The organism is Pseudarthrobacter sp. WHRI 8279, from assembly GCF_040224115.2.
GTDB lineage: Bacteria > Actinomycetota > Actinomycetes > Actinomycetales > Micrococcaceae > Arthrobacter.
In genome coordinates this window covers 2,303,613-2,321,971 of the sequence record NZ_CP168162.1, presented here as the reverse complement: position 1 = coordinate 2,321,971, position 18,359 = coordinate 2,303,613, and the positions used below count along the sequence as shown (strand labels likewise).

The 18,359-nt window shown below is 60.5% G+C and carries 16 protein-coding genes; 7 read left to right on the top strand and 9 right to left on the bottom strand.

Annotated elements, in window-relative coordinates; genetic code table 11:
- Window positions 1–3: 3 nt before the first annotated feature.
- From paaD to ABRP28_RS10635, 4 genes are all read left to right on the top strand, one after another.
- Window positions 4–525, top strand: coding sequence for a 1,2-phenylacetyl-CoA epoxidase subunit PaaD (gene paaD / locus ABRP28_RS10650; RefSeq protein ID WP_350003047.1), 522 nt, complete (start codon window positions 4–6; stop codon window positions 523–525).
- Between the two features lie 9 nt (window positions 526–534).
- Entirely contained in the window at window positions 535–1,776 is a 1,242-nt protein-coding gene (paaE, locus tag ABRP28_RS10645) for a 1,2-phenylacetyl-CoA epoxidase subunit PaaE (RefSeq protein ID WP_350002687.1), read from the top strand.
- A 30-nt stretch (window positions 1,777–1,806) separates the two neighbouring features.
- A complete protein-coding gene (locus tag ABRP28_RS10640; protein WP_350002686.1) occupies window positions 1,807–2,595 on the top strand; it encodes an enoyl-CoA hydratase/isomerase family protein in 789 nt (262 codons plus the stop codon).
- A 658-nt stretch (window positions 2,596–3,253) separates the two neighbouring features.
- Window positions 3,254–5,053, top strand: coding sequence for an excalibur calcium-binding domain-containing protein (locus ABRP28_RS10635; protein ID WP_350002685.1), 1,800 nt, complete (start codon window positions 3,254–3,256; stop codon window positions 5,051–5,053).
- A gap of 111 nt (window positions 5,054–5,164) precedes the next feature.
- Here ABRP28_RS10635 and ABRP28_RS10630 read toward each other — a convergent pair whose 3' ends face one another.
- A complete protein-coding gene (locus ABRP28_RS10630; protein ID WP_350002684.1) occupies window positions 5,165–5,983 on the bottom strand; it encodes a type II CAAX endopeptidase family protein in 819 nt (272 codons plus the stop codon).
- Entirely contained in the window at window positions 5,983–7,092 is a 1,110-nt protein-coding gene (locus ABRP28_RS10625) for an alpha/beta hydrolase (RefSeq protein WP_350002683.1), read from the bottom strand. The genes ABRP28_RS10630 and ABRP28_RS10625 overlap by 1 nt, the downstream gene beginning before the upstream one ends.
- Before the next feature lie 229 nt (window positions 7,093–7,321).
- On the opposite strand from ABRP28_RS10625, the gene ABRP28_RS10620 reads away from it, so the two are divergent.
- Both ABRP28_RS10620 and galU read left to right on the top strand, forming a co-directional pair.
- Complete coding sequence (locus ABRP28_RS10620; RefSeq protein WP_350002682.1) at window positions 7,322–7,447, top strand: hypothetical protein; 126 nt, start codon at window positions 7,322–7,324, stop codon at window positions 7,445–7,447.
- Window positions 7,448–7,463: 16 nt separating this feature from the next.
- Entirely contained in the window at window positions 7,464–8,354 is an 891-nt protein-coding gene (galU, locus tag ABRP28_RS10615) for a UTP--glucose-1-phosphate uridylyltransferase GalU (protein WP_174181587.1), read from the top strand.
- 78 nt (window positions 8,355–8,432) lie between these two features.
- On the opposite strand, the gene rfbA is transcribed toward galU, so the two are convergent.
- Window positions 8,433–9,335: a glucose-1-phosphate thymidylyltransferase RfbA gene (gene rfbA, locus ABRP28_RS10610; protein WP_350002681.1), complete on the bottom strand. Its 903-nt coding sequence runs from the start codon at window positions 9,333–9,335 to the stop codon at window positions 8,433–8,435.
- 62 nt (window positions 9,336–9,397) lie between these two features.
- On the opposite strand from rfbA, the gene rfbB reads away from it, so the two are divergent.
- On the top strand, window positions 9,398–10,396 hold the full coding sequence (rfbB, locus tag ABRP28_RS10605) for a dTDP-glucose 4,6-dehydratase (RefSeq protein ID WP_350002680.1): 999 nt from the start codon (window positions 9,398–9,400) through the stop codon (window positions 10,394–10,396).
- Window positions 10,397–10,401: 5 nt separating this feature from the next.
- On the opposite strand, the gene ABRP28_RS10600 is transcribed toward rfbB, so the two are convergent.
- From ABRP28_RS10600 to ABRP28_RS10575, 6 genes are all read right to left on the bottom strand, one after another.
- Window positions 10,402–10,869, bottom strand: coding sequence for a VanZ family protein (locus ABRP28_RS10600; RefSeq protein WP_374152839.1), 468 nt, complete (start codon window positions 10,867–10,869; stop codon window positions 10,402–10,404).
- A gap of 282 nt (window positions 10,870–11,151) precedes the next feature.
- A complete protein-coding gene (locus tag ABRP28_RS10595; protein WP_350002679.1) occupies window positions 11,152–11,754 on the bottom strand; it encodes an LPXTG cell wall anchor domain-containing protein in 603 nt (200 codons plus the stop codon).
- Window positions 11,755–11,938: 184 nt separating this feature from the next.
- Window positions 11,939–13,549, bottom strand: a complete 1,611-nt coding sequence (locus ABRP28_RS10590) for a DUF4012 domain-containing protein (protein WP_374152838.1) — start codon at window positions 13,547–13,549, stop codon at window positions 11,939–11,941.
- A gap of 269 nt (window positions 13,550–13,818) precedes the next feature.
- Window positions 13,819–15,132 carry a UDP-glucose/GDP-mannose dehydrogenase family protein gene (locus ABRP28_RS10585; protein ID WP_350002677.1) on the bottom strand — a complete coding sequence of 438 codons (1,314 nt, stop codon included), beginning with the start codon at window positions 15,130–15,132 and terminating at the stop codon, window positions 13,819–13,821.
- A gap of 43 nt (window positions 15,133–15,175) precedes the next feature.
- Complete coding sequence (locus ABRP28_RS10580; RefSeq protein ID WP_350002676.1) at window positions 15,176–16,582, bottom strand: sugar transferase; 1,407 nt, start codon at window positions 16,580–16,582, stop codon at window positions 15,176–15,178.
- Window positions 16,583–16,653: 71 nt separating this feature from the next.
- Window positions 16,654–18,120 (bottom strand): polysaccharide biosynthesis tyrosine autokinase, encoded by a 1,467-nt coding sequence (locus ABRP28_RS10575; protein ID WP_350002675.1) that lies wholly within the window; start codon window positions 18,118–18,120, stop codon window positions 16,654–16,656.
- Window positions 18,121–18,359 lie beyond the last annotated feature (239 nt).

The window sequence follows — 18,359 nt, the reverse complement described above, 5'->3', positions numbered from 1 at the left end:
GCCATGTACATCTCCGATTTCGAATCCCGGACAGCCACGCCGCGGCAGAAGGCCTGGGACATCGCCGCCACCGTGGTGGACCCGGAGATCCCCGTGCTGAGCATCGCGGACCTGGGGATCCTTCGGGACGTCGCAGTTGCAGGGGACCACGTAAAGGTCACCATCACCCCCACGTACTCGGGCTGCCCGGCCATGGACGCCATCCGGGACGACGTCAAAACGGCCTTCGCCAAGGAGGGCTACCAGGACGTGGAGGTGGACCTGGTGCTCTCCCCGGCCTGGACCACGGACTGGATGACCGAGCAAGGCAAGCAGAAGCTGCAGGAGTACGGCATCGCCCCGCCCACGGGGAAATCCCATGCAGCACGGCACGCCGGCCCCATCCGCCTCACCATGGCCGTCAAGTGCCCGCAGTGCGCCAGCCTGAACACCAAGGAACTCACCCGCTTCGGCTCCACCTCCTGCAAGGCGCTCTACGTCTGCCAGGACTGCAAGGAACCGTTCGACTACTTCAAAGTGCTGTAAGGAAGCCCCATGCCTGTTGTCCGCCAGACTGCCGCCGAGGAGGCGCAGGCCACCGGCCGCCGTCGTCCGTCCTTCCACACCCTGGCCGTGAAGGAGGTGCGCCGGCTCACCGATGACGCCATCGAGGTGTCCTTCCACGTGCCCGCGGAGCTCGCCGGCCAGTTCGACTACCTGCCCGGCCAGTACGTGGCGCTGCGCACCACGCTGCCGGACGAGTCCGGCGAGCCCAAGGAGATCCGCCGCAGCTACTCCATCTGCGCAGAGCCGCGCAGCTTCGAGGACGGCACCAGCGAGATCCGCGTGGCCATCAAGAAGGACCTGGGCGGGCTCTTCTCCACCTGGGCCAACGCCGAGCTGAAGGCCGGGGACACCCTGGACGTCATGAGCCCCATGGGCGCGTTCGTCTCCAAGTTCGGCCGCGACGGGCAGGCCGTGGAGCAGAACCGGATGAACTCCATGAACAACCCCGAGGAGCTGGCGGGGGACGTCGCCTCTCAGGGGGAAGCGAGCTTTGTGGCCATCGCCGCCGGCTCCGGCATCACTCCGGTGATCGCGATCGCCCGCACGCTGCTGGCCGCCAACCCGGAGTGCCGGTTCGATCTGATCTACGCCAACAAGGCCGCCATGGACGTGATGTTCCTGGAGGAGCTGGCGGACCTGAAGGACAAGTACCCGCAGCGGCTGGCCATCCACCACGTACTCTCCCGCGAGCAGCGGATCGCGCCGCTGCTCTCCGGAAGGATTGATTCGGAGAAGCTCCAGCAGCTGCTGGGCACCGCCATCCACGCGGACGATGTGGATGAGTGGTTCCTGTGCGGGCCGTTCGAGCTGGTGCAGCTGTGCCGGGACACCCTGGCCGAGCGCGGCGTGAAGCCGGAGAACGTCCGGTTCGAGCTGTTCACCTCCGGCAAGCCGGACAAGCCGGAGGGCAACGCCGGCCGTCCCGTGCTGGTGGACGAGTCCAAGGAGACGTACAAGATCACGTTCAAGCTGGACGGCCTGCAGGGCGAGGTGGCCAGCCCCACCCACGCCCGCGAGTCCATCCTCAACGCCGCGCTGCGGGTCCGCCCGGATGTGCCGTTCGCGTGCGCCGGGGGAGTGTGCGGCACCTGCCGCGCCAAGGTGGTCACCGGCAGCGTGACCATGGACGAGAACTACGCGCTGGAGCAGGATGAGCTGGACAAGGGCTACGTGCTGACCTGCCAGAGCCACCCCACCAGCAAGGAAGTCACCGTCGACTTCGACGTCTAAGTCTTTGCCCGGTCTTATCGAAGGAGCCCCATGATTTCGCTTTCCATCAACAACGCCGTTGCCGAGGTGGTGCTGGACGCCCCGCACAAGCTGAACTCGCTGGATGAGCAGGCGCTGAAGGATTTAGCACAGGCGTACGACGACGCTGCTGCCGCCGCCTCCCGTGGTGAGGTGCGGGCACTGCTGCTGAGAGGAGAGGGCCGCGCCTTCTGCGCGGGCCGGGACATCCAGAACGTGACGCCGGAGAGCGACGACGCCGCCGCATACCTGGGTGGGCTGGTGGAGCCGCTGCTGAAGAAGATGGCGGAGTTCCCGGCGCCCACCTTTGCCGCGGCGCACGGGGCGTGCCTGGGCGTGGGGCTGGGGCTGCTGCTGGCCACGGACGTGGTGTACGTGGCGGAGAACGCGAAGTTCGGCTCGCCGTTTGCCAAGCTGGGCGCCACGCTGGACTCCGGCGGTCACTGGTACTTCACCGAGCGGCTGGGCATGCACCGGACGCTGGACCTGATCTACACGGCGGACCTGATCTCCGGCGCCGAGGCCGTGGCGCAGGGGATGTTCAGCCGTGCCATGCCCGCGGATTCCTTGTTGGAAATCACGCGGGGGATCGTGGGCCGGGTCGCTTCCGGCGCTACCGGTGCGTTTGTGGCGAGCAAGGAGCTGGTGGCGCACATCCGGGACCAGCGCCTTGGCCTGTGGGAGGCCATGCAGCAGGAGAACGCCGAGCAGGCGCGCCTTTGCACCACGGACGATTACGCCGAGGGTTTCCGGGCTTTCCAGGAAAAGCGTGAGCCGAAATTCATCGGTTTCGCTGGGTGAGCCTGCCGCCAGCGGTGGTTGAGCTCGTCGAAACCGAAACCCGCTGACGGAGCTGTCTAAAGCCTCCACTCGTCCATTCAATCTGCCTGTCATCCTTCATAGATCTTGAGCCAATATTGGGCTACAGCTGCGGTGACCTTGATTCAACTTCGAAAGAGTGAGCGAGCCTGGATAAACCAGTTCACAGCACGCTGCACCGAGCCGGTAAGCAAAATCCGGCCGGGGCGAGCGGCAACCCGATGGGTGACGTGGGACTCGGCTCGTCACCGATTCAGCATTCATTCCGGCAGTTATATGCCGGTCGCTTCCACAGCAAATGGTGCTCTCTCACCTGTCGATGCGCCGTGGCAGCACGAATGAGAAAAGAATCAACATGGGGGCATCTCAGAGGCGGCTTCTCGCCGCCGCTGCTTCACTTGCCATCGCAACATGCAGCTTCGGATCTGTTGCACCGGCCATCGCAGCACCAACGACTGTAACCAACGAGCAGGTTACGGAACCAACAAATTCACCCGCCGAAACGGGAACGGCTCCCGCTGAAACCCTGGCGGCGACTCCCGCCACAGAGGCAAGCAAGCCAGCACCGACAGAAGGGCCCAGCGCTCCTGCAACTGTCCCCCCGGAACCGGCTCCGCATGTAACTTCGGAAGCACCCCAGGTGGCCTCGGCTGAAAGCCTGAACACCGCCAGCGAATCCGGCACCACGTTCGGCCAGGTCTTCGGGCTCCTGGGCTCGCTGAAGGTTCTGCCTGAGTCGACGGTGCAGTACGACCGGTCCCTGTTTGAGCATTGGATTGATGCTGATGGGGATGGCTGCCACACACGCAAAGAAGTCCTGATTGCAGAATCGCAGGTCCCGGCCACCGTCGGTGCAGGCTGCACAGTGACAGCAGGCCTCTGGACTGGATGGTACGGAGGAGGCACGGCACATGATGCCTCTGCCATCGAGATCGACCACTTTGTTGCCCTGTCGGAGGCGTGGGACTCGGGCGCTGCATATTGGACGCCGGAGCAGCGCCGTGCCTTCGCAAATGACATGGTGATCGGCGAATCGCTGGAGGCCGTCCCGTCGGCTGTCAACCAGAGCAAAAGCGATCATGACCCCACCGGCTGGCTGCCGGCGGACCCCTCAGTTTGGTGCAGGTACGCGACCTCCTGGCTGAAGGTTAAGTACCGCTGGAATCTGGCTGTGGATCAAGACGAATATTATGGGATCGAGCGGATCCTCTCCCTCGGAAGTTGCGGCTACGACACGTTGTACTACCCGGAGAAGGCCGGCACCACCGAACCGACTGCCGATAGAACGTACTTAGTGCAAGGCGCTATTGCCGACAAACATGCAGCAGCAGCGGGGGTGTTGGGTTCTCCCACCTCCCAGGAGTTCGTCAACCAGCGGTTCGGCGGGTCCTACCAGCTCTTTGAGCGTGGGACTATCGCTTACCTCCAGCAGTTCGGCGCATACGCTGTCATCGGCGGCATCAACGCCGTATGGCATTCAATCGGCGCCCAAGACAGCGATCTCGGCTACCCGACTTCTGATGAGTACGCGCCGATGGCCGGCGGCGTGATGCAGAACTTCCAGTTCGGCAAAATATCGTGGAACCCGGCCACCGGGTCCAGGATCACGAAGGGTGGCATCGGCGTCACGTGGGACAACGCGGGCGGCCCGCTCAGCGGTCTCGGTTATCCCACAACGGATGAATACGCTCCGATGCCCGGCGGCGTCATGCAGGGTTTCCAGTACGGAAAGATCTCCTGGAACGCTGCAACCGGGTCTCGCATCACAAAGGGTGGTATCGGTGCCACCTGGGACAAAGTAGGAGGTCCACTCAGTGGCCTTGGCTACCCCACCACGGACGAGTACGCCACCGCCAATGGAGGCGTGACGCAGGCGTTCCAGTACGGGCAGATCGTCTGGTCGCCTGCAACGGGCTCCCGGTTCATCAAGGGCGGTATCGGCCAGACGTGGATCAACGCTGGCGGGCCTAACAGCGGACTGGGTTACCCTACATCGGATGAGGTCGGTGGCCTTGTCGGCGGCGGTGCGAAGCAGTACTTCCAAGGCGGAGAGGTGGTTTGGTCTCCTGCTTCGGGCGCGCGCGTCATGACCGGTGGAATCAGGGCAGCGTGGGTCGGCCAGGGCTCCGAAGGAGGACGCCTGGGCTACCCGACCACCAATGAGTATGGTGCCAGCGGAGGCGGGTACTCGCAGGACTACCAGGGTGGCCGCATCACGTGGCGCTCCGGCAGTGTTGGCATCGAGTACGCGTCCGACGCCTACCAGCCCGCACCCGCACCCGCACCCGCACCCGCACCTGCGCCGGCACCCGCTCCGGCCCCGGTTTACTACGCGAACTGCGATGCAGTGCGTGCTGCAGGGAAAGCGCCCCTCTACAGCTGGCAGCCCGGCTACCGCTCCGCACTGGATGGCGACTCCGACGGCATCGCCTGCGAATAGGAACGGCGGAAAGCCCCACCCTCGATCATCGAGGGTGGGGCTTTTTCGGCTTGTTCCAGACAGGGAAAAGGCACCGAAGATTCAGTCATTTAGGAAGGTCCATGTGCTCCTTCAGGCAGGCGCAGGCCTGGAGCGGACCGGGCGGGACGCGGTAGCCGCGGCAATAATCCCCAGCAGGACGATGACCGCGGCAATCTGCTGCCACTCGCCGTCGAACACGTCAAGCTTCGTGGATGCGGAAGCGTTGAAGGACGCGTGTAGCAGCCCCACGATCAGGAGGGAGTAGCCCGTCCTAAAGTAAGCGATTCCCATGAGCAGGCGGAAGAACGGGGCGAAGAGGAACAGGACCGCCCAGGAGACGGCAACGTCGGTCCGGGGCGTGCCGGCGAAGCCCTTCTCGGCGAAGGCGAAGGGCAGATGGATGAGTGCGAACGGGATGGCGGTCAGCAGGGCAGCCATGACAGGTCCGTGCCGGTCCATGAGGCGGTGCTGCACCACGCCGGTCCAGGCGAGCTCCTCCCAGATATTGGCCAGCAGGGCGCCGATGATCACGGTGTTCAGCAGGTAGTTCCCTGCCAGGGGCGCCCAGCCGTCAGCCGGCGCGTGGAAGGTGCCCGTGAGCGCAGCCATGAGGGCCGTCAGCGCGGGAAGGGCCAGAACCGCCATCACGTACCAGGCTGTGCCTACCCGCCAGCGGAACGCCCGGCGGAAAAGCTCACGGACCGCTGGCCGGCCGTCCGCGGCGCCCGTGACCAGGATGGCCGTGCCCAGCAGTATCAGCAGTTCGGCGAGGATTCCGGGCTGGATGTTGCCCAGCAGCAGGAGGGACAGGATCTGGGCGGCCCAGGACAGCGTGACGGCTATGACCACGAAGGCTGCCACGGGATGCCGTTTGATGAGTGGCAGGGGACCGGCGGGAGGCGGGGTCATCAGCCAGCCCCGGACAACGGGCGGATGTGGTTGACCATCTCGTCCATAAACACGTTCTGGTTGTCGGCGCTGCCCAGGCCGTGCCCGCCCTCAAGCCAGACCAGCTTCTTGTCCGGGGCCGTCAGGGCGTTGTAGTACTCCTCCACCAGGGAGGCCATGGCGTTGACGTCGTGCCGGCCGACGAAGAAGTACAACGGCACCTGCAGTTCCGCCGCCTGTTCCTTGAAGTCCAGGCCTTCCAGCTGCGGGTACACCACGTTGAACGTTTCGATCAGCCCCCGTGTGTGGTTGATCTTGTCGATGTAGCCGTATTCGGGGACGAAGAACGGGATGAGGGGCACGATGACCGTGAACCGCGGGGTGCCCATGATTTCGTTGAGCACGTCCAGGAAGTCGACATAGGGGGCCACCACGTTGTCCCCGCGGTAGGGCGGCGGGCCGTTGCGGCGCAGCTCCTCCGCCCGCCCGGTGTCGCCCTGCTCTTCGAGATGCCGCAGGGCCAGCTCGTAGCCCATGCGGTCGTTCTGGGTGGTGTTCACCATCTGTCCGCTGCTGACGAACGCGTGGTACAGCTCCGGGTGTTCCTGGACGAGCCAGATGCCGATGATGCTGGACCAGGACACCCCGTAGATGAAGACTTTCTGCTGCCCGAACCTTTCGCGGAGCAGGTTGGTGAGGGCCACGGCGTCAGCCACGTACCGTTCCTTGTCCAGCTCGCTGAAGGGCACGGCGCCGTAGGATTTTCCGGTGCCCGGCTCGTCCCAGTTGACCACCGTGAAGTGCTCCTCGAGCGGCCGGAACTCCATGGAATTGAAGAACCCGCCGCCGCCCGGGCCGCCCATGCCCAGGTTGAGCAGCACGGGGTTGGAGGTGTCGCTGCCCCGGACCATGATCCACTGCTCGCTGCCGTTCAGCTCCACTTTCTCAACGCTCGCGATGCTGCCGGGCAGGGGGCGGCCGTCTGCGCCGATGATGGGCGCCGTCGTCGTGAATACGTGCGAGGCGAGGACGGCAGCGACGGCGATGAGCACCAGGACCCCCAGGCCGGCCGGCTGGGCGTAGGGCTGCCGGCGGCGGACCACCAGCCAGGCCACCGCAGCCAGCGCCACCAGCAGCAGGGGCAGCCAGGCCAGGACCGGAACCCCGTGGTAAGGGGCAGCAGCACCACCGGCAGGAGCAGGATGGAGGCGGCCACCAGTGCGAGGGCTGTCTTCCAGCCAATGGCCCGACGGCGCCGCGATGGGACTGGCGCGTCCGTGGCGGTGGCGCCGTGGGCTGGCATAGTCCGGTGGGAGTTCATGGCATAGGGAGGGATCGCTCGGGGAAGGATGGCAGGGGATGGAGCGGTGGACCCGGTGGGTCTTCTTCGAGGATCCGTCCAAAGGCGGCCGGCTTCTAGGGCTGAAGGTCCCGCTGTTCCAGGCGCTGACTTACCGGGACGAAATTGCCTTTGCCTGCCGCTGATTTGTAAGGTTCAGCTATGACAACGGGGAAAGCAATAACCAAAGCCGTCATTCCTGCTGCCGGATTGGGAACTCGCTTCCTGCCCGCCACCAAGGCAATGCCGAAGGAAATGCTGCCGGTGGTAGACCGGCCGGCTATCCAGTACGTCGTTGAGGAGGCCGTGAAGTCCGGCCTCACCGACCTGCTGATGATCACGGGTCGCAACAAGCGCTCCCTCGAGGACCACTTTGACCGCGAGCCCGGCCTGGAGCGCGCGCTGGAGCTCAAGGGGGACAAGGACAAACTGGAGTCCGTGCAGTACGCCTCCGAACTCGGCCCCATCCACTACGTCCGCCAGGGCGAGGCCAAGGGCCTGGGCCACGCGGTACTGTGCGCCAGCCAGCACGTGGGCAACGAGCCGTTTGCCGTGCTGCTGGGTGATGACCTCATTGACGAGGCCGAGGACCTGCTGACCACCATGATGGAGGTGCAGCAGAAGACCGGCGGTTCGGTGATCGCCCTGATTGAGGTGGATCCGGCCCAGATCAGCGCGTACGGCTGCGCGGACATCACCGCTGTGGACGGCGAGGACTACGTCCGCGTGAACAGCCTGGTGGAAAAGCCGGCCGTGGGGGATGCCCCGTCCAACCTGGCCGTGATCGGCCGGTACGTGCTGCACCCGGCCGTGTTCGGCATCCTTGAGGAGACCGAGCCGGGCCGCGGCAACGAAATCCAGCTGACGGATGCGCTGCAGACGTTGGCCGCCGGCGAGGGCGAAGGCTCTGGCGTGTACGGCGTGGTGTTCAAGGGCCGCCGCTTCGACACCGGTGACAAGCTCAGCTACCTCAAGGCCGTGATCACCCTCGCTTCAGAGCGTGTGGAGTTCGGCGAGGACCTGAAGACCTGGATGAAGGGCTTCGTCAACTAGGCGACGCTACAGCAAAACGAACTACGGGCCTCCCTCAGGAAGGGGTGGCCCGTAGTTCGTTAAGAGGGGGAGTGCTGGTTACCGACCTACCAGTTGTAGACGGTCTTCGGATAAGGCATCCTCAGCGAGCAATTCCAAAAGATATTTGCCGTATCCGCTCTTTGCGAGGGGCTCTGCCCGCTCCCGCAGTTCATCGTCCGTCAGGAAGCCAAGGCGCCAGGCGATTTCTTCCGGGCACCCAATGGACAGTCCCTGGCGGTGCTGTACAGTCCTCACGAACTCTGCGGCATCACTAAGGTCGTTGAACGTCCCGGTATCGAGCCAGGCGGTGCCGCGCGGCAGGATCTCCACCTGAAGCTTTCCGCGTTCCAGGTATACGCGGTTGACGTCAGTAATTTCGAGTTCGCCTCTTGGCGAGGGCTTAAGGTCCCGCGCAATTTGCACCACATCGTTGTTGTAGAAATATAGACCGGGAACGGCGTAATGGCTTTTGGGTCTTGCTGGTTTCTCCTCCAGCGAGATTGCCTTTCCGTTCTCATCGAATTCCACCACACCGTAAGCGGACGGGTCTGCCACCCGGTATCCAAAGACTGCTCCGCCGTCGATATTTTCGAAGCGGCGCAGCTGCGTGCCCATGCCTTGGCCATAGAAGATGTTGTCGCCAAGGACCAGCGCAACTGGCCCGTCGCCGATGTGGTCTGCCCCAAGGACGAAAGCCTGGGCTAAGCCGTCTGGTGACGGCTGCTCAGTGTAGGTGAGATTGATGCCGAAGCGGCTGCCATCGCCCAAGAGCCGCTGGAATTGGTCTGCGTCATGCGGCGTAGTGATGATGAGAATGTCCCGGATCCCCGCCAGCATGAGTGTGGAGAGCGGGTAATAGATCATGGGCTTGTCATACACCGGCACTAGCTGCTTGCTGATGCCGAGCGTAATTGGATGAAGACGTGAACCGGTTCCCCCGGCGAGGATTATTCCGCGCATACCGCCATTTTCCGGGGTGTTGCAAATTCAGCCAAATCGTGTGGGCATGGAACGATGTATAAATGCAAAAACTTCTCGTAACCGGCGGTGCCGGATTCATAGGCTCAAATTTTGTCCACTACGTTCTGGAAAGCACAGATGACCGGGTCACTGTGCTGGACAAGTTGACCTACGCCGGGAACCTGGAATCTTTGCGGGGCCTTCCTGAGGACCGCTTTACGTTTGTTCAGGGAGATATCGCCGATGCCGGGCTGGTGGACCGCCTGGTGGCTGAGACCGACGTCGTTGTCCATTACGCGGCGGAGTCACACAACGACAACTCGCTGCATGATCCTCGCCCCTTCCTGGACACCAACATTATTGGTACCTACACACTGATCGAGGCTGCACGGAAGCACAACAAGCGTTTCCACCACATCTCCACCGACGAGGTCTACGGCGACCTGGAACTGGATGACCCGGAGCGGTTCACGGAGCAGACCCCGTACAACCCCTCAAGCCCTTATTCCTCCACGAAGGCCGGCTCTGACCTGCTGGTCCGCGCCTGGGTCCGGTCCTTCGGCCTGCAGGCGACCATCAGCAACTGCTCCAACAACTACGGGCCCTACCAGCACGTGGAAAAGTTTATCCCGCGCCAGATCACCAACGTGATTGACGGGATCCGGCCCAAGCTTTACGGCAAGGGCGAGAACGTTCGCGACTGGATCCACGCCAACGACCATTCCTCGGCCGTGCTGGCGATCATCGCCAACGGCAGGATCGGTGAAACCTATCTGATCGGTGCCGACGGGGAGAAGAACAACAAGGACGTTGTTGAACTGATCCTGAAGCACATGGGCCAGGCCCCGGACGCGTACGACCACGTTGTCGACCGCCCGGGCCACGACCTGCGCTACGCCATCGACTCCACCAAGCTCCGCGACGAGCTCGGCTGGGAACCGAAGTTCTCCAACTTTGACGCCGGCATCGAGGACACCATCGCCTGGTACCGCGAGAACGAAAACTGGTGGCGCCCGCAGAAGGCGCAGACCGAAGCCAAGTACAAGGAACAAGGCCAGTAGACCCGCTAGACGATGTTTCCGGGGCCATGCGGGCTCGCAGCAGAAATACTGCGGGCCCACAGCTTTTCGAGGACTGCCGCAGCCAGAAGGGCGCCGATGACAGAACCTGACGTGTTTGTCACAAGATCAAGGGCGCTTGGAAAACGGTCGTGAAGAAACAACAGTTGGCCGAGCTCCATGCAGCAGGAAATCAGCAGTCCAAATAAGCCGATTCGCCACCAGGGCCAGCTGGGAAACGCCAGCGAGCTTACAAGTCCAATTGGGACAAAAAGGGCCACATTGGCGGACGCCTCCACAAATTTGTAATTGACCCACTTTGGAATTCCGTGGCGGTGAAGGAAGTTCAGGACGCTTGCAAGCTGGCCCTGTACGGGCTGGTCCACGGGGTTAGGCCAGAAGGCGATAAACGCCAGGGGGACCATTATGGCGATGAGGACCATACGCCACAGTCGGGAGTTCGCAAGTTGTTTCACGTGGCCGTCAGGAGGTCCATAGCAGGGCCAAGGCTGCGGTACCCAGGGCAGAGACCGCCAGCAGCGCTAGCAGAACGTAGGGGAGCATCTGGGGACCGGGGAGGGGAAACGCAAAGTCGTACTCCCGTGGTGCTTTGCGCCAATGTCTCCCCATAGCTCATATTGATACCACAGCCCGGCCGCCCGGCTGGTCAGCTTAGCTCGCTGAGACCTTAAACGAAGAAGGTGGGTGTTCTCCGTTTCCGGAGTACACCCACCTTCTTCGTTGGTTAAGGCGTGCAGTTATGCAGCGACCTCAGCCTTGGCGCGGCGGCGAACTACCACTACCGAGGTTGCGCCAGCGGCCAGTGCGCCTGCGCCCACAAGGGTCCAGAGGACCAGACCGGAATCGGCGCCGGTGTTGGCCAGTCCGCTGCCGGTGTTGGCCAGGGGAGCACCGCCAGCGTTGCCACCGGTGTTGGCCAGTGAGGCTGCCACGGTGACCGTGACGGGGCCAACGGTGACACCGGAGGTGTTGCCCGTTGCCGTCAGGCTGTAGGTGCCGGCTTCGCTGATTGAAATCGGCAGGGAGAATGCACCCTGTGCGTCAGCCGTTGCGGAAAGGGTCTGCGGAGCCGCGAACACAGGAATCTTGGCGGCGAATGACGTGCCACCGGCGATGTTGGCGCCACCGGCTGCCGGCGGATTGCCGGGAGTGACGGTAATGGTGAGAGATTCACCGGCCAGGAAGCCCTGGCCCCGGAAGACGAAGTTTTCGCCAGGGCCCACGGTGCCATCAGAAACCGCAGCCTGCGGCGGGAGTGCCGGGTATTCGGCTGCGACGGCCGGTGAACCAATAAGGGCGATTGAGCCAGCAAGTGCGAGTGCTGCGAGTGTTTTTTTCATGATTGTCCCCCCGGAGACGTTTAAGTTTTTGGTGTACCCGATCTTGAGGAAATTTTCCTCTCCACACGAGACCTATGCGGAACTTACGGATAATGATCCCAACAGAGACGCTACCATCTGCCGCCGTTTGTGAGCAACGTCAATCAAGACGGTTTACATAGTGTTAACGCGTCATCCCCACGTTCTAGTGGCAAGGTGCGTTTTCGGTGGGCAAAGTCACGTCCTTTACGTCTTGAACAGTAGGCGTGACAACTACGTTAGGTTCAGTATGCTGCACGATTTTTCCGAACGTGAACTCGACGGTCTTACTCTCGCCTGGTGACAGTCGTATGGCGAGAACCCCGACCGGCCTAGTGCCGTGCAAATGAGGTGCAAACTCGGTTTTCTGGCCGTCCACCTTCGCCATCTCGACATTGGACTGTACAGGGCCGTAAGCAACGATGTTTGTCTGCACGGACCCCGGTGGCACGCCGTAGATTCCACCACCCGTAACGTATGCGGGCAAGGAAGTGGCCGCATCCGCAGGCGCAGTATTGGTGTTGGTAATGCGCACGGTGGTTTGCTCGTAACCGTCGCGGGGGCATTCCTTCACCAATTGAACAGAGCGCTTCACGTAGTAGTCCATTTTCGCGCCAGTGCCGTCGTTGAAGTAAACACCGAACTGTGCTGGGGATACGCTCGGCCCTGCGACTGATCCGCTGAGAGGGTAGCGGTTAATTACGGATTGCTCTTCCGACCTGTTGGACCAGACCAAAACACGGCCTTCGGATATACCCTTTCCAATCCCATCCAGCAGCTTTTGGGGATCGGCACCACCGCTAGACAGTTTCGCGAAAACTTCTTTCGCTACCCCGGCGAAGTAGATGTCTTGGAGGTTGGGTTGCTCGATCTCTGCGTACACGTCGGACAGTAGCGTCGTAACTACATTCGAGCTGGTCAGTTCCGTGGGAAGGCCGCTGACCTCTAGGGCACTTAGCTCTTGGGTGGAAAGACTGATTGATCCCGTTCCCGCCATTATGTAGCTGAGTGCGACAGGGTCGATAGAGACGACTCCATCTACCCGATCCCCAGTCTTTCTTTCCCACATGGCTTGTGCAGTGCTGGCCGCTGTCGGGAAATCTGGAGTGAGATTCACGTCCTGCATGAACTTGCCGAGCCGTGCTGAGTAGATTTGTTGCTGCGCAGGGTCGACGGGCAGCGGGGGAGACAGGACTCCTAGTTCGCTTGCGCTGCTCTGAGAACCCAGAGTCATCCTGCCGCCGTCGACGCTTAGGATCGCAAGCGCGCCAGGAATACCTCCAGAAGTGCGAGATTCCGCGTTGTTTTGGATGATTAACAAGTAGTTTCGCGGCTCATTCGACCCCAGCATGGCGGGCAGGGTCTCTGACGCATGTGAAGCCGCATTCAGGGTTTCTGTGACGTCCAGTAATTCCCCGCGTGCGCGGTTCAAAGGATCTGCAATCTGCGGTAGCAACTGCGTATCGTCAATTTGCTGGAGCCTTTCAGCAGAAAGGCGTACCGCCTGCGCTGCGGAGGTAACAGCCGGTGCAGCAGATTCCAGGGAACGGAGATCGGCACCCGAACTACTGGGTAACAATTCATCCCAGTCCAGAGCGCTGAAAACTCCGACTAGGGGAGCTAGCCCTAGTGTGGCGACATCGTCTGCTGTACGGGAGACTTCTGATACGGCGCTAAAATTTGGACCGGCAACCGGAAGTGACGAAGCGAGAACCCAAACCGGGTCTTCAGCAGCTTCCTTCGCTGCGGAGGTGTGAAGGCGAAGTTCACCGGCCACGGCAATCGCTCGGTTTGAATCGTTAGCGGCGAGGGCGCCCTTTATTGAAGGGATTAGTTGAGAAGCCGCGCTTAATTCGGAGTTGATGCTTGTAGCTTTAGCGCCAAGCCAGGCAGTGGTCGCGACACAGAATATTGCCGCAGCTGATCCCAGACAGAGGACAGTGAAAATTCGACGGCTACGCGGTTTCGGTTGTCCACCCTTCAAAGCTTGCTGAGCGCTAGACCGGGTCTCCTGAGTGACTGTCTTCTTGAGCTCTTCGCTCATCGCTACTGGCGTCCAAGTCCACGGTAGGTCCAGCCGGCCGCCCGCCACTTCGCGGCGTCAAGAACGTTACGGCCGTCAAGTATACGGGGTGAGGCTACCACTCCAGCGATCGCATAGGGATCCAGGTCGCGGAACTGCTGCCATTCCGTTAGAAGAAGCAACGCATCCGCGCCCTTGATTGCCAAATCTAGGTCGGGTTCATAGTGGAGCTCCGGGAATCTGCGTGCCGCACTGGACAATGCCTTCGGGTCGGTGACCGTCACAACAGCACCTTGAAGCTGTAGCTGCGCAGCGATGCTCAGAGCAGGAGAGTCGCGGACATCATCGCTCTCTGGCTTGAAGGCCGCTCCCAAGACCGTAATCCTTTGACCGAGGAGCATGTCACCACAAACCTCGCGAGTCAGCTCCACGACTCTTGAGCGTCGGCGCATGTTGATAGCGTCAACCTCGCGCAGGAATGTAAGAGCCTGGTCGGCTCCAAGTTCCCCGGCGCGGGCCATGAACGCACGGATGTCCTTGGGTAGACAACCCCCTCCAAATCCAATACCGGCATTGAGAAATTTCCTGCCAATTCGATCATCCATTCCTATGGCGTCGGCTAGCTGTGTAACGTCGGCCCCCGCAGCCTCGCAAACCTCAGCCATCGCATTTATGAAAGATATCTTTGTAGCTAGGAAAGAATTGGCAGCAGTCTTTACCAGTTCAGAAGTCGGGTGATCTGTTACTAGGCGCGGAGTTCCGTTACTCAGGGACGAGGCATACACTTCGTCTAGAACTGCAACCGCAGGGTGGTCCTCTGAGCCATCAGCGACGCCGTAAACCAAACGATCGGGATTGAGGGTATCCGATACCGCGTGTCCTTCGCGAAGAAATTCGGGGTTCCAAACCAAATGCGCGGTCTCGTCTCGGGCCTTCACGAGCTCCGCGAGCCTGGACGCAGTTCCTACGGGGACTGTGGATTTACCAACAACAAGGTTACCGGGAGACAAATGGGGTAGTAGCCCATGCAGGGCGGCGTCGACGTACGTCATGTCGGCGCCGTTTTCGCCCTTCTTCTGTGGTGTACCCACACATATAAAGTGCACATCGCTGCCGGCTGCTTTGGACATGTCTCTTGAAAAGGTCAGCCGTCCCGTCTCTTGGACCTCCCTTAACAGCAGGTCCAGCCCAGGCTCATAAAAGGGCGCAACAGCCTGTGCTAGCTCCGTAATTTTTTTCTCGTCGACATCTATGCCAACAACCTCGTGACCAAGTTTGGCCATGCAAGCGGCGTGGACGGCACCCAAGTAACCGCAGCCTATTACGGATATACGCAATGTATCTTTCCTTCCCCAAGAGGGCATTCGTGCAAAATTGATATTAGTAAGCACCTGTGCTGTGAAAAACGGCACGTACGGTACGAAGAATGATGACGAGATCCCCCGCCAGAGACCAGTTCTCTACGTAGTAGAGATCTAATCGAACGGAATCCTGCCAAGATAGGTTAGACCGTCCGCTTACTTGCCATAGACCTGTAAGTCCGGGCTTGACCAGGAGTCGTCTCCTAACGTCATGTTCATACGCTTCAACTTCACGTGGTAGTGGAGGTCTCGGTCCGACCAAGCTCATCGAACCCATAAAAATGTTGATGAGCTGCGGGAGCTCGTCAAGACTGTACTTCCGAAGAAATCTGCCAATCCGCGTTATGCGGGGATCATTCCTGATTTTAAACAGCACACCATGACCCTCGTTCTGATTTGCGAGGGCATCAAGCTTTGATTCAGCATCAACGACCATAGACCGGAATTTCAGCATTCCAAATCGTTTACCTTGCATCCCAACACGCTCTTGGACAAAGAGCACAGGACCCGGGCTATCCAGCTTGACTGCGACAGCAATCAACAGCATGAGCGGACTCGACACAAGGATCATCCCCCCGGAGACGACGACATCGAATAGTCGTTTAGCGACCCGCTGCCCGCCCTCCAGAGTCGGAGTCGTGACATGTATAAGCGGCAGGCCCGCAACTTGCTGAGTGTGTATGCGAGGCCCTGCGATATCCGTTAGTGCAGGCGCCATGATGAGGCCAATATTTCGAGCGGCTAGTTCCCAACCCAAGTGACGGAGAGTTTGGGGATGGAGTTGAACGCCGGCTGAGACAGCAACTGCATCGGCCTGGCACACTTCAATCGCCGATAGTATCGAGGCTGTGTCCGCTTGAGAGCCGAGAATAGGTAGTCCTGAAGACTGCTCTTCTCGTGCATCATTTTGGGCGCCGGGAGTGTAAGCAGCCACAGGAAGATATCCAGAATGCTTTGCTCTTTCCAAGGATGCCGCCAGATGCGCCACAGCGCTTGGACCACCGAGCAAAAGCAGCCTCGACATACTTTCGCCTTTTTGCCGATCAACACTTAGGTGCTGACGAAGAAGCCATCGCGCTAAGAGAAGGCCAGCGAGACCTGTAGGGAGTGCGATACCGACATAGCCTCTCGCGGTATCGACACGAAATACGTACGAAAAGATCGCTACGAGTCCGAAAAGCCAAAGGGAAGAAGCTGCTACGCGCTTGTATTCATCAGGTCCCGAGCCGAGAATTCTGCTCTGGCGGCTGTTCCACGCGCCCAGCATTAGCCACCAAGAAGCGGCTAGGGCGATGGACAACCAGATGTAGCTTATGTCCTGGCCAACGACCGTGAGATCAGAATCCGCGCCGAAACGCACCACGAAGGCACCAGTCACTGCCCAAGTGATTACGAAAGCGTCGCTGACTTTCAAAAGTCTGGACATTCGAGTTCGCCAACTTTTCGAGTCTTGCCTAGTCAAAGTGCCCCCAACCGACTTCTTAGTCGTCTCAGCTGTCACTCAGACCGCGACTCTTGGTAAAAGGTTTCCGGAGTGGCGGAAGCCTTCGAGTTCCGGGCGTTACTGAGCCGTCTTGCAGGACGAGTCAAGTCCTGCTGAGGCTGTCCAGGCGTGGTCTGGTAGGTGGCATATCCGTAGGCGTAAGCGTCTGGCCCTTTAGAAGGGAGAAGATTCAATACGACTCCCAATAAATCTGCGTCAACCATTTCGAGTGCACGAAGAGACTTCTCCAACTCGGGTGACTTAACTTTGGACGACCCGATGACGAGGACGACGCCGCCGACTTGTTGTGCGAGTACAGCTGCATCCGTCACAGGTAGGAGCGGCGGGGCATCGATTATGACCGCGTCGAATGCAGCTTCAAGCCCCAAAATCAGTTGATTCATCGCTTCAGACCCCAGAAGCTCACTCGGATTTGGAGGAATCTGCCCCGATGTTAGGACGAAGAAGTCATCTTCTCCCCACGGCTGTAACAAGTCATTTACGTCCGCGGCGCCGACAAGTGCGGTCGTAAGACCAGCATTCCGGTCTAGACCTAAATAGTCGTCGACACGAGGACGCCGAAGGTCGGCGTCGACTAAGACAACGGACTGACCTGCCTGTGCCAATGCGATAGCGAGATTTGTTGCTGTAGTCGTTTTGCCCTCTCCTGGAAGAGACGAGGTGATGAGAACGGCTTTTGATTTGTGTCCTACGTGGGCAAACTGAAGGTTGGTTCGGATCTGTCGAAAGGATTCCGCACGGGGGCTCTGGGGGTGTACTTGCGTAAGCAATGTGTTCCTCGCCGCTTCATTGTCGAAAGCAATCCCTCCTAGCACCGGGGCTTGGGACAACCGACGTACGTCCTGTTCCCCCCGGACGCGCGTGTCCAACGTTGTCCGCAGAACTGCAACGGCCACACCCAGGCTTGCGCCAGCAATGAGTCCGACTAAAAGGTACAAGCGAGTGTTAGGCGCCGATGGAGCTACAGGCGCTGTAGCGGGCGTTACTACCGACAGTTTTACCGGCGAGAGTCCGTCGCTAGACGGACTCTCTAGTGTGTTGACTACTTCAATAAGGCTTGTGCCAACAGCCTGAGCAATCGCCGCTGCACTGACAGGAGAAGCGTCGCTGACTGAAATCGTGATTATGACCGTATTCAGATCGGCTCCGGCGTCGACTTTTTCTTGAAGTTCAGCGGCCGTGAGCTCCAATCCGAGCCTATCTATCGCTGGCTGAAGCACGGCCGGTGTGCTCACGGTCTCTACATAAGACCTGACTCGCGCTTGGCTGAACGTATTGCCCTGCTGCAACTCGGTTATAGACCCCGAGCCCTGGATAGCGACGAAAAGCTTGGTTTCCGCCACATAGCTTGGCTTAACGATGAGAGACGCAGCTCCAGCAATCAGTAGGCCCAAGAGGGCGGATGCGACGATAGTCAGCCAATTGCGCTTGGCTATCTTCAAGTACTCGTTGAGCTCCAATATCGAGACCTCTCATTGAACTGGTTTCAGACTGGAGCGTTTAAGCATGACCACGCCGGCCGCGGCAATCTGACATTTGATCAGGTAGCGCGGTGCCCCCGTCATGATTTTGCCATACTGCACAACTACCACTGAGACACGTGACGAGAGGCAAGGTCTTTTGACTAGCAAGCGATAGGTTGCCGTTCAAAGCACCGCCGACTCCTCTCGGACGTACCGCCGGTAGCTCAACTGTTTCA